We start from the raw sequence: 10,800 nt of genomic DNA, 5'->3' as shown, positions 1-10,800 counted from the left end.
AGAAACCGGCCAACAGCGGATATTCGCCCAATGTCGCGATAACGGATCGTCGATCTGCGAAAAAATTAATGTGTACATTAATCCTCATCTAGTAGCTTTAGGATTTCTGGCTTAGCGATGCCATTTAATTCATAAAATGATAAATGTATCTCCGGGCTACCTAATGCGTAACCAGCCACTTGATATTCTGCAAAAATAAAACTTATTCCATATCGCCCAATTATAAACGGAGTTGAGACAATGGAGTCGACGGTCGTTCCTGACATAAGCCATTCTCCGTCGAACTCAGGAAGGTCCTTTGCAAACCTATCCCTAATGAGGCTGGACAACTTGATCAAGCATTCCTCATTAATTAGCAGATAGTCTAAGGTCAAAGGGGAGAAAGGTGATAGGAGGAAGTTTTGAGCTCTAGTTTCCCTATAGCCGTGCGCGCCACCCAAATAGCCCTGAATAGTGTATCGCACACTTAACACACACGCATCTCGCCGATTGACTTCGTACCTCCCTATCAAGTAGGTTCCGAGACAGCCGCCCTCATTATCAACTGCATCCTTTTTGTTACTTTCGGCTGTAGAAGTATGCGATTCCAGCAGCTCATTACCCCAAGCTTCTATGTTTTTTGAAGCAATAATTACGTCTGTATTGCAAAAATCCGGGTACTCAAAGTCAAAATAAATACCCGAATGGCTAGTGTCGATTGTGTATATGCGCCGCTTAATCTCAACGATAGGATGACTGAACGCGGAGGCTCCTAAATCGCGAATAGCTGAAACCAATGCCGATTTGTATTTTACCAGTGATTTCCGATCAATCTCACCATCATGAACCCGAGTGTGGCAGTTTGGACAAAGAGCAATGAGATTATGGTACTCATGTTTTTTGCATTTAGCCCAAGGAATAATATGATGAATTTCTACTCTTGGATGTCGGCAGGCAGGAATCGCGCACTGATGACCGGCCTCAATTAATACCGCTCTTTGAATTTCCGTTGGAATTGCAGGTCTAGTCACGCCATCTCGCCCCTAATAAAACCGAATATTCTGTTTGCATTCTGTCGGTGGTAGTGCGAACGATAGGCGTGCAATTACCACCAAGTGAATGCTGAGCTTTTTATTGTCGTGGCACATTCTAGACTGACTGCAATAGGCCAAAGCAATCGTTGGCGAGGGTAGATCCACTAATAGTCTGTGACAGAGCGTCCGCCTTTGGCCGTTTTTTGCCTGCCGCGAAGGACGGCAACCGACCCAAAGCAGCCGTTCACTAACAGCCAAAATTGCCGCTCGAAGCTGTCTACGGAACCAGGGACCGCTCACTTATTAAGTTCATCTCATTCAGATCGACTACCAAGCTTTGATGGTTCCACTTAAACACCACCGCTCAAAATAAAAAAGAAAGCTAAAAACGCTAAAAGTTGAAGTAAGCAAAAAGCCGCCAAAATTAACCAGTGAAGCTTACTATAAAACAATAGAACCAGTATGTTTGATGTCAATAACGCACATGGAAGCACGATACAGGTGTAGAACTGTCCCGGTGTCGGATAACCCGCTACCTTTTGCATAATAACTCCAGAGTAAAGGTTTACTCCCAAAAAAATAACCAGCGCCCAGATCGCTAAGCAGACACCAAACAAAATTCTCATTTTCCTCATTGAACGCCCTCGATTCTAGAACTTCTCCCAGCTTAGTAGATGATTTGAATGTCTGCTTTTGGCCGGTAGCAGCCTGTCGCCACCGGCAGCAATCAACTGCTATACCTTTACTTGCTGCGCCGCAGCACAGGGAGGGCAAATACACATGGGATTTTTGGGTGACTCCTATCAGCAAATCATCACCTGGCGTCGGCTGAGCGATTCGAGGGCCGTGAGATACGTTTGTTTCTTAAATCTCCAGACTGCACAGTACGCTGTGCAAAGCGCTGACTTTTACAGCCTGCCGTTGGACGACGCTGTGCAGACCTTCCTTGATCGCCAACTGATTGAGTTGTTCATCGAGACTTCACCGAGTGAGCGAAGTGAATGGTATCCGAGCCTGACGCAAGCCATGGACGCTCATGATGCAGCATTCTGAAATGCTGAACGGGCGCCAGGCATCTCAAACAAATCGCGCTGTAGAAGCAGCCACCGACTGCTTCTACAGACACCGACCGGTTAGGCGACTTCGATGTGATCCCGCGCCTGATTCACCGCTAGCTCGGCAATCATCACCACTTAAAATCAAAAATGGGACAGATATATCTCTCAGAAAAAAAATCTGTCCCCATTCTCTCGTTCAGTCATCAACGCGTTCCTACATCACGATCTATGACTTCAACGAAAGGGGTAACTGTGAATCGCCCCTCATTTCCTAGATCCCTTCGATAGGCTTCTTTTGGCCGAACGTGGCCATACGATTTTTCTCACAACTTGCGGGCTGTTGGTGGTTTTTGTTCGCTCGGCAGGACGCCGGTGGGGGGGGCAAAAACAGTTCCCAAACCATAACCGCACCCCTTGCAGAATGCGGCCTGTAGCTTGGTTAGTAGCTGCGAGTAAAGGAACGCAGACGGCCTCCTAGGTACCAGCCCGCTTGATTTTGCATATCGGTCTTGAAAACCGGCGGACGTTAATAGCGTCTCCAGGGTTCGAATCCCTGGTTTCCCGCCAAGATTCAAACGAAAGCCCCGCGAATGCGGGGCTTTTGTGTTTCTGGGGTTTGGCCTCAATGGCAGCAGGTCGGTCTCGCGATCAGCCGCCTCTCGTTCAAACGCCTGACAGCGCTACCCCGGCATATAAGCCCTCTGCCAGCGTGGTGGGATCATGACCGAAGCACACGCAAGGCCAATCGCCAACGCACCGTCGACTGTAAACGCAAACAGGCCCAGTTCACGCTCCAGCAACGCACCTGCCACAGCCCCCATCAGCATGCCGGCCCATGGGATAAGCTGAACTCTCCAGCCATGCCTGCGCTCACCCAGCAACCAACGTCCAAGGCCGCGCCCAAAGCGTGATAGCGCGCCGGTGACGTAGGTCAGTCCGATTGGAAGCCCATTTATCTCCTCGACCACGGCATTGATCATGCCCATGGACAGCACCGCGCACACAAGTGCGAGAAATGCCGTCGGCATGACCGTGGCCAGGCAGAGCAGGGCGCCAACGCAAAACAGCAATGGCCAGGAACGCCGGCCGACGATGCGGGCGACGATTGCGCCCAGTGCGTTGCCGAGGATGAAAGTCAGGATCAAAACCGTGATGCCGAGCACTGTGGAGTCATCATGAGCCCCAATTGAAACGGCGAGTCGAGTGGTGTTCCCGCTCATGAAAGAAACAAAATCACCCGTGGCCGTGAAGCCGATGGCGTCTGTCATGCCGGCGAGGAAGGACAGCGCCGCAACGAAGTAGAGGCCTACTTTTGCGCGTATCTTAGCGATGCGTTTAGCGCGCACCGTGTAGAGGTTCAGTTCAGGAAGCAATTTTCACTCCTTGCATCTGCCGGGCTCAGGGTAAATGTCCTACTAAACTTGTGACTTTTCTGATGAGCTTTTACTCGTCATCTCCTTGTTTTTTTACTATTATCCGTTATCTGTGCGCTCAAGGAAGAGAGGCTGAGCGCCTTGAGGCTGGTAGAAAAATTACACTCGATCATTGAGTGAGCGACTACTTTTACCTAGAACCTAACGACTCAGCCAACCGTAATTACTTTTTGGTGGAACCGATGGATAAAATGTGTGGCATCGCAGTAGTGGTCGGACTTGCCCTCTCGGGTTGCGCTACGAAAACTCCAGAACAACCTAAAGTGGCTCCACCACCTGCCGTCGTCCAGGCAGCGCCGCCTGAAGCCGCACCGTCGACAGCCCACGATTACACTGTGCGCTATGAAGCCGCACCTGCGCCCCTCACTGTCAGCTCCGAGGCCCCAGCCTCTTCGCAGGCCGCTCAGGACGAATCAGACACCAGCCTGAACCAGAGTCGCGCTGAGCAATGCCGCAAAGAGCTGGATGTCTTGAAGATTTACAGCAAAGCGTCTTACGACAAGTACGAGGCGCAATACCAGGCCATTGCTGCCAAGACGGCTAAATACATGGAAATCAAAGATTCCATCGGTGCCGACCTGAACTACATGGTGATGCCCGCTTATCAATTTCAAATTCGTGAGTTCTGCTTCCGCGTCAAGACCCGTCTTTCGGAACTGGTGCTTCGCCAAGCCCGATAATGACGCGCTTGTTCAGCAGGGCGGTGTTCATGCACAACGCTGAAAAATCGCTTTGTTGATACAAGGCCACACAAGCAAATGCCCCGACTAGTCGGGGCATTTGCTTTTAATCGGCGCGGGCTTTGTTTTTACATAGCCAGAAATGCGGACCTTTGCCTTGCGCGACCTGTTTCAGGCGGTGATAGGCTTTGTCCGTTATCTGACCGGGAATTTATCGATGGCGAGTAAAAAGCTTGAAGCGTTCAGGGAGTGGCTTACCCCCAAGCGTCGGCGGCGGGCAGGGGCAAGTTTGATGATCATTTGGATGATCGGACTGATTTCCTATCCCAGCACCTACTGGGTCTGCGTGATGATTCCCGGGATTATATTTTTCTTCAATGCCTGGCCACCCGAAGTTCACGATAAGCGTTGACGTGCCCGACGGGCACAAGTGCGGCCAGGTTAGGATTGCCCTGTTTTCTCAAGGACGAAGCACAATGAACAGATTCAAGACCATTAACGCGGCAGCAAATCGTTACCTGAGCCGTTTTTCTCGCAAACAGTTTTTCCTGGCGTTCGCTGTCATCACCGCCGCCAACTTTGGGCTCGATTACTACGTCCCCGGATATCAGTCAACCTACTTGGCCGCAGTTGGAGGCTTTTTTTTCGCAATGATGTTTGTGAAGTTCAAGCCCAATAAATAACGCTGCCTCATTCATCTTTCAGGATGAACCCCATGCACTCACTGCCTCTTTTTCCATCACTCACGGGCGAAACCCTTGAATTGCGCCCGCTCGAAGCCACCGATTTCGACGCCCTGTACACCATCGCCCGCGACCCCTTGATCTGGGCCCAACACCCCAGCCCCACGCGCTACCAAGAGCCGGTCTTTCGTGAATGGTTTGCCGACGCGCTAACGTCTGAAAGCGTACTGGTGGTTCTCGACCGTGTGAGCAAACAGGTGGTGGGAAGCTCCCGTTACTACGAATTCAACGAAGAGCAGCGCGAGGTCGCTATTGGCTACACCTTCCTGGCGCGGGAGAAATGGGGCGGTGGCGCCAACGGCGAGCTCAAGCGCTTGATGCTCAGGCACGCGTTCCAGTGGGTCGACAGGGTCTGGTTTCATGTGGCGGCGCAGAACATCCGCTCACAGCGCGCCATGGAGAAAATCGGCGGGCGTTTCTCGCACACCTCCACCAAACAGCTGGCAAACGGTATGCAAGAGAACTTCTTCTACAAGGTCGAGCGAGCCGACTTTGAGAGCGAGCGTTCATAAAGAGGCAGTTTGCACACTCGCGGCCCTCCAGCCCGCTGTGTGAATCTTCAGCAATCGTCCTCCACCATCGCACTTTTTGACATTCTTCGGCTCTATCTCTGTCCCGGCCACGCTAATTTCTTGTGTGGCGAGAAGAATCAGATCGGGTGCCGATGGATCGAACATTAATACCTTTCACACGTCGACGGATGCACTGGCCGCTGTTAGTGGCCAGTGTGCTCATGTTGTGCGGCAGCGGCTGTACCCAGCAACAAGGCCGCGATATCGCCAAGCAATTCAGCAATGGCAAGCCCGATGAGTTCTTCCAGACCAGCGTCGATCGCATGGCCACCCTGGGCATGCGTGACAATCTGCAAAGCCTCTACCTGCTGATGAACAAGCTCTACCTGCGAAACCCCAGCCAGTGGCGGCAGTCGGGTTACCCGGATGCGGTGAGCGCGGCGCGGGAGATTCGCCTGGCCATCGAGAATCGTCGACCATTGCCCGCACTGGGCGATCGCCGCGACTTGGCGGCATTGAGCTATTCCCTGAGCCCCGAGTTTCGTGGCGACCGGGTCGGCGCGTTTATCTACGCGATCGGCAGCATGCTGGTGACCGCGCACGGCGGGCGGACCGAGTTCTACATGACCGATTCGATCAACCCGCAATTTGTCAGCAACGCCGCGCGCAATATCGAGAAAGCCACCTGGTTGCTCAGCCAGCGCCAGGATGCCAACGGTGCGCTGTTGTTGTTCTCCAACGAGATCTCGGAGGAGGGCAGCAACCTCAGCTTTGCCGTGGAGTTCGGCAAGATCGTCGCACGCCTCGACCTGCTGACCCAGATGCTCGATGAACGCTACCGACGCATCGGCCTCAACTACGCGCAAAGCCTGTTGCTGATGAATTTCCTGCCGGTGCAGTAGTGACGGGTTTGGGCGTTTACTTCGGTGACATCGAGTACGCCGTTTCCCTTTAACTTGTAGGAGGTGGCCTATCTTGTTGCCCTCGGCTTGAAACACCTCTCGGTGGGCAATAGCCTCGGACTTTTCTTAAAAAATGAGTGCCTGCGTTGGGTAAGCAAAAAACCGTTTGGCCCACTGATCGCGAAATCCGCCTGCGATTTATCCTGTTTGCCGTGATCGATGCTGCGAGCGCCCAGGGCGTGCCCGCCGAGGTGTTGTTGCCGGCGCACAAGTTGCTGCGTGATCGACAAACAGAGGCGCAGCTGCGCGAAGCCCTGGTCGAGATCCTCGGGTGTGACGAGATGTATGGTTTCAGGTTTCCCGCCGGTTCCGAGGCGGATGAGTTGATGCAGGCGCTCTGATCCATGGCAGAAATGGTTTTTTTGCACCGCAGTTAGAACGTTTATTTCCTTGTGATTGGATGCCATTCCTTGATCGAATATCTGAAGCGTCGAATGCGCATCGTCAATGGACATAAGCGCCGCGATCACGTCAGAACTGCTGTTATCGCGCCTGGCATGGCTGTTCGGATCAACTAAGCTCTCCTGCGAACAGCCTTTGCCGCTGCTCTGCCGTCGTCTTGCGCCGCTGCCCGGCGGCTCTAGAATCGGCGCCAGAACTTAGCCATTTCCTGTCGATTACGGAGTTTCGAACATGATGAATGCAATGCAGATGCCGATGAACACCGCCATGCCAATGATGCCGATGATGGGCATGCCGATGATGATGGCCACCATGAAGTGCGAGATGGCCGCTGACGCCATGATGTGCACCATGAAGCCAGCAGCCGGTATGGACATGGCTCAGTTCAAGACCAACGCTGAAATGATGGCGATGATGATGAACTGCGGCATGCCGATGATGATGCAGTGCGCCAATATGTCGATGATGGGCATGTCGGCCGACGCCATGAAAATGATGACCGGCATGAACATGCCGATGATGCCGATGATGTCCATGGGCATGTCGATGCCGATGATGACGTGCATGATGGAGTGCACCATGATGTCCGACAGCATGATGTGCAAAATGATGCCGATGCCCGGCATGAGCATGGACATGATGAAAAACTGCTGCATGCTCATGAACAAAATGATGAACGATTGCGCCATGCCCATGATGATGAGCTGCAACGGCATGCCGATGATGTGCTGCACCTGCTGACAGGTCGCGCGCAATAAAAAACGCCCCGATTATTCGGGGCGTTTTTGCATTCAGGGTCAGTCCAATCGCTCTGGATAAGTGATCACCAGGAACGCCACGGCTTCACTGTCGGCCGGGTTGCGGTAGCGGTGGGGCTGGTCGGCGTAGAACAGGATCGAGTCGCCGGTGGAGAGCAGATAGCGCTCGTCGTTGACGCTGACTTCCAGCACGCCTTGGGCCACCACCAGGTTTTCCTGGATGCCTGGGCCATGCCCTTCGGACACTTCCTCGCCCAGCGCGCGCAAGCGGATCTCGTAGAACTCCGACTGGCGCGCCGTATCGTAGGGGAACAATGCACGGCTGGTAAACGCGCCATCGGCACTCACCAGGCGCTTGCTCTGTTGGGCCGGCAAGACCTCAACGCCTTCAAACGCGCGGTCTTCCAGGAACGCTGCCACCGACACCTTCAAGCCTTTGGCAATCTTGCACAGCACCTTGATCGACGGCACGCTGCGGCCCGATTCGATTTGCGCCAGCATCGCGCGGCTCACCCCGCAGGCCCGCGCCAAACCATCCAGTGACAAATGGCGCTTGCCCCGCAGGCGTTGCAGGTTGTGCGCCACGCACAGGCTGATCACATCGTCGTCGGTATTCGGTTTGGGCAGGGGCTCGGGTGGTTCGGGCAGCACGTGCAGGAAATTCATCGGCCTTACGCCCGGCGAGTATCGCTGGAGGGCGCTGCCTGGGTGGTGAACACCGCCAGCCCGGCACGCGCGGCGTACATCGCCCACATCAACTCGGCTGCAGCACGCGCCTGGCGGCGTTTACGGTGGAGCGTGAAGTCGATGACGGTGGCCGATGTTTGCATGGGGGCGTTCTCATGGGGCGTGGGTGACTCGATGGGGTCACAGTAATGCGTACGGGTTATTTCTTTAAATACTGAGTTTGCATGTGTTAATTCGATTTTGGACTTAGAAAATAAATCAGGTCCGACGCTGTTGTGGGAAGGCTCTGGTCCGTTAATTAAGCGTGACCTGGCGGGCGTGCCTGCCATCCCACCTCATCGCCCCCGAATCCCAAGGACCTGCCTGATGCTGTTGCGCCACCCTTTGCCCCTGTTGACCGCCCTGACATTCAGCTCGCTGGTACGCGCCGAAGACCTGCAATTGGCTCCGGTCGAAGTCACCAGCAGCGAAGCCAGTGCTGGCGAGGTGGCCCAGGCACAGCTCAGGAGCGTGCCCGGCGGCACTAACTTCATCGACATGAGCAGCGTGCAGCAGGGCCGGGTGAGCACCAACGAAGAGGTGTTCAAGTACCAGGCTGGGGTGTACGCCAAGGCGGCGAACAACGAAGGCGTGAAGCTATCGATTCGCGGCTCGGGCCTCAATCGCAGCCCGGGCGCTCATGCGTCGGGCTTGTATGAAATGCTCGATGGCCTGCCGCTGACCGGCCCAGGCGGCACCCCTTACGAACTCAAGGACCCGCTGTGGCAAAGCCGCGTCGAAGTGCTGCGCGGCGCCAACGGGTTCGATCAGGGTGCGCTGGCGTTGGGCGGCTCGGTCAACTACGTTACCCGCACTGGCTACGATGCACCCACGCTGCAAGTGCGCTATGAAGCGGGCAGCCGTGGGTATGCCCAACGTGAAATCAGCTCGGGCCAGGTGCTGGGCGAGGCCGATTACTACATCAGCCTCACCGACTCGCAGTCCGACGGCTACCAGCACCAGAGCGCCGGCACGGGCAAAGGTATTGCGGCCAACTTCGGCTACCGTTTCAACCCGGACCTGGAAACACGCTTCTACTTCCGCTACCGCGAAACCACCAACGACAGCCCTGGCAAGCTGACGCGCTACCAGATCAGCCATGATCCCACGGCCGCCAACAGCCTCAACGCCGCACGTGATTCCAAGCGCCTGCAACCGGGCTCCACCTGGATCGCCAACAAGACCACCTTGCAGCTGGACGACAGCTCCCGCGTCGAAGTCGGGCTGGCGTACCACGACTACCCGATGGATCTGCGCGAAGGCACCAACCGTCTGAAAGTCGCCTACACCGACATCAGCAGCACCCTCAACTACATCCGCCAGGACACACTGTTCGGCCACGCCAGCACAACCACGATCGGCCTGCGCACCACCCAGGCGATGCCCAACAACGGTGCCTCGGAGTACGTGCGCACGCCGGCCGGCAATACCGCAATTTATGCCCCCGGCACCAAGACCCGCGACTACAGCTACCTGGGTTCCGACACCGTGCTGCACATCGGCAACGACCTGGAGCTGGTCCCGGACCTGTGGCTCACCACTGGCCTGGCGGCGATCTACACCCGTCGCGAAACCGAAGTCACTTATCCCGATACCCATACGCCGACACGCCAGCAGAACTGGGACTACGCGCCACGCATCGGCCTGCGTTACGACTTCAATCCGCAACTGCAGGTGTACGGCAACCTCAGCCGCTCGGTAGAGCCGCCGCATGCGTGGTCGATGATCTGGGGTTCCAATAAATACTTTGGCCCCGGCAGCGGCCCGGCCACCGGTTTGCAACGTGAGGGTGTGAACCTGCGCAACCAGACCGCAACCACGCTGGAGGTCGGCGCCCGGGGCGAGCACCGTTTTGGCCAGTGGGACCTGGCGCTGTATCGCTCCGAAGTGCGCCATGAACTGCTCACCGTCGAAACCCAGGCCCAAACCCAGACCAGCAGCGCCATCGTCGCCGAATCCAACGCCAGCCCAACCGTGCACCAAGGCGTTGAGCTGAGCCTGCTCAGCCCGCTTTGGAATGGCGGCCGCAACGGCCAGCTGGCCTTGCGCCAAGCCTATACCTACAGCGATTTCCACTACCGCGACGACGACCGCTTCGGCGACAACACCTTGCCCGGCATTCCCAAACACTACTATCAGGCGCAGTTGCGCTACAGCCACCCGACCGGTTTCTACACCAGCCTCAATACCGAGCATGCCTCGCGGGTGGCGGTGGACTACGCCAATTCCTACTACGCAGCGGCTTACACCACACTCGGTGCGACCTTCGGCTACGACGCGCCGAAACAGGACTGGCAAGCCTGGGTCGACCTGCGCAACCTCACCAACCGGCGCTACGCCAATACCGTCACGCCGGGTTACGACGACAAAGGGCTGGACGCTGCCCGGTCGACCCCCGCCGATGGCCGGGGCATCTACACCGGCGTCTCCTGGAGCTGGCGCTAACACCCCATTTCACTGTAGGAGCCGGCTTGCCGCCGATAGCGGTTGACCCTACGCGATCGCCGGCAAGC

The 10,800-nt window shown here is 55.7% G+C and carries 12 protein-coding genes; 8 read left to right on the top strand and 4 right to left on the bottom strand.

The window, feature by feature from the left end:
• Positions 1-77 precede the first annotated feature (77 nt).
• Complete coding sequence (locus HX803_RS19065) at positions 78-1,010, bottom strand: HNH endonuclease (protein WP_178922572.1); 933 nt, start codon at positions 1,008-1,010, stop codon at positions 78-80.
• A gap of 1,741 nt (positions 1,011-2,751) precedes the next feature.
• Complete coding sequence (locus HX803_RS19060) at positions 2,752-3,444, bottom strand: YoaK family protein (protein ID WP_218647104.1); 693 nt, start codon at positions 3,442-3,444, stop codon at positions 2,752-2,754.
• A gap of 176 nt (positions 3,445-3,620) precedes the next feature.
• On the opposite strand from HX803_RS19060, the gene HX803_RS32820 reads away from it, so the two are divergent.
• The 7 genes from HX803_RS32820 (at position 3,621) to HX803_RS19025 (ending at position 7,544) form a co-directional block, all read left to right on the top strand.
• On the top strand, positions 3,621-4,184 hold the full coding sequence (locus HX803_RS32820; RefSeq protein ID WP_256732881.1) for a hypothetical protein: 564 nt from the start codon (positions 3,621-3,623) through the stop codon (positions 4,182-4,184).
• Between the two features lie 157 nt (positions 4,185-4,341).
• The gene (locus HX803_RS19050) at positions 4,342-4,596 is read left to right on the top strand and encodes a hypothetical protein (RefSeq protein WP_256732880.1); all 255 of its coding nucleotides are present in this window, start codon (positions 4,342-4,344) and stop codon (positions 4,594-4,596) included.
• Between the two features lie 64 nt (positions 4,597-4,660).
• Positions 4,661-4,867, top strand: coding sequence for a hypothetical protein (locus HX803_RS19045; protein ID WP_178922570.1), 207 nt, complete (start codon positions 4,661-4,663; stop codon positions 4,865-4,867).
• 32 nt (positions 4,868-4,899) lie between these two features.
• The gene (locus HX803_RS19040) at positions 4,900-5,439 is read left to right on the top strand and encodes a GNAT family N-acetyltransferase (RefSeq protein ID WP_178922568.1); all 540 of its coding nucleotides are present in this window, start codon (positions 4,900-4,902) and stop codon (positions 5,437-5,439) included.
• 152 nt (positions 5,440-5,591) lie between these two features.
• On the top strand, positions 5,592-6,341 hold the full coding sequence (locus tag HX803_RS19035) for a hypothetical protein (RefSeq protein WP_178922566.1): 750 nt from the start codon (positions 5,592-5,594) through the stop codon (positions 6,339-6,341).
• A 146-nt stretch (positions 6,342-6,487) separates the two neighbouring features.
• A complete protein-coding gene (locus tag HX803_RS19030; protein ID WP_178922564.1) occupies positions 6,488-6,742 on the top strand; it encodes a hypothetical protein in 255 nt (84 codons plus the stop codon).
• Positions 6,743-7,034: 292 nt separating this feature from the next.
• Positions 7,035-7,544: a hypothetical protein gene (locus HX803_RS19025; RefSeq protein WP_178922562.1), complete on the top strand. Its 510-nt coding sequence runs from the start codon at positions 7,035-7,037 to the stop codon at positions 7,542-7,544.
• Positions 7,545-7,600: 56 nt separating this feature from the next.
• Here HX803_RS19025 and HX803_RS19020 read toward each other — a convergent pair whose 3' ends face one another.
• Complete coding sequence (locus HX803_RS19020) at positions 7,601-8,227, bottom strand: helix-turn-helix domain-containing protein (protein ID WP_178922560.1); 627 nt, start codon at positions 8,225-8,227, stop codon at positions 7,601-7,603.
• A gap of 5 nt (positions 8,228-8,232) precedes the next feature.
• The gene (locus HX803_RS19015; protein ID WP_178922558.1) at positions 8,233-8,391 is read right to left on the bottom strand and encodes a hypothetical protein; all 159 of its coding nucleotides are present in this window, start codon (positions 8,389-8,391) and stop codon (positions 8,233-8,235) included.
• A gap of 223 nt (positions 8,392-8,614) precedes the next feature.
• On the opposite strand from HX803_RS19015, the gene HX803_RS19010 reads away from it, so the two are divergent.
• Entirely contained in the window at positions 8,615-10,732 is a 2,118-nt protein-coding gene (locus HX803_RS19010; protein WP_178922556.1) for a TonB-dependent receptor domain-containing protein, read from the top strand.
• The last annotated feature ends 68 nt before the right edge of the window (positions 10,733-10,800 follow it).

Source organism: Pseudomonas sp. P7548, from assembly GCF_013386585.1.
Lineage (GTDB): Bacteria > Pseudomonadota > Gammaproteobacteria > Pseudomonadales > Pseudomonadaceae > Aquipseudomonas.
Note: the sequence above shows the minus strand (reverse complement) of the source record. Positions and strands in the feature narration are given on the sequence as shown.

What these genes read in the sequence shown, in the direction of transcription:
- HX803_RS19020 (WP_178922560.1), bottom strand. Translation starts at nt 8,227, where the DNA reads ATGAATTTCCTGCACGTGCTGCCCGAACCACCCGAGCCCCTGCCCAAA.
- HX803_RS19025 (WP_178922562.1), top strand. Translation starts at nt 7,035, where the DNA reads ATGATGAATGCAATGCAGATGCCGATGAACACCGCCATGCCAATGATG.
- HX803_RS19010 (WP_178922556.1), top strand. Translation starts at nt 8,615, where the DNA reads ATGCTGTTGCGCCACCCTTTGCCCCTGTTGACCGCCCTGACATTCAGC.
- HX803_RS19045 (WP_178922570.1), top strand. Translation starts at nt 4,661, where the DNA reads ATGAACAGATTCAAGACCATTAACGCGGCAGCAAATCGTTACCTGAGC.
- HX803_RS19040 (WP_178922568.1), top strand. Translation starts at nt 4,900, where the DNA reads ATGCACTCACTGCCTCTTTTTCCATCACTCACGGGCGAAACCCTTGAA.
- HX803_RS19015 (WP_178922558.1), bottom strand. Translation starts at nt 8,391, where the DNA reads ATGCAAACATCGGCCACCGTCATCGACTTCACGCTCCACCGTAAACGC.
- HX803_RS19035 (WP_178922566.1), top strand. Translation starts at nt 5,592, where the DNA reads ATGGATCGAACATTAATACCTTTCACACGTCGACGGATGCACTGGCCG.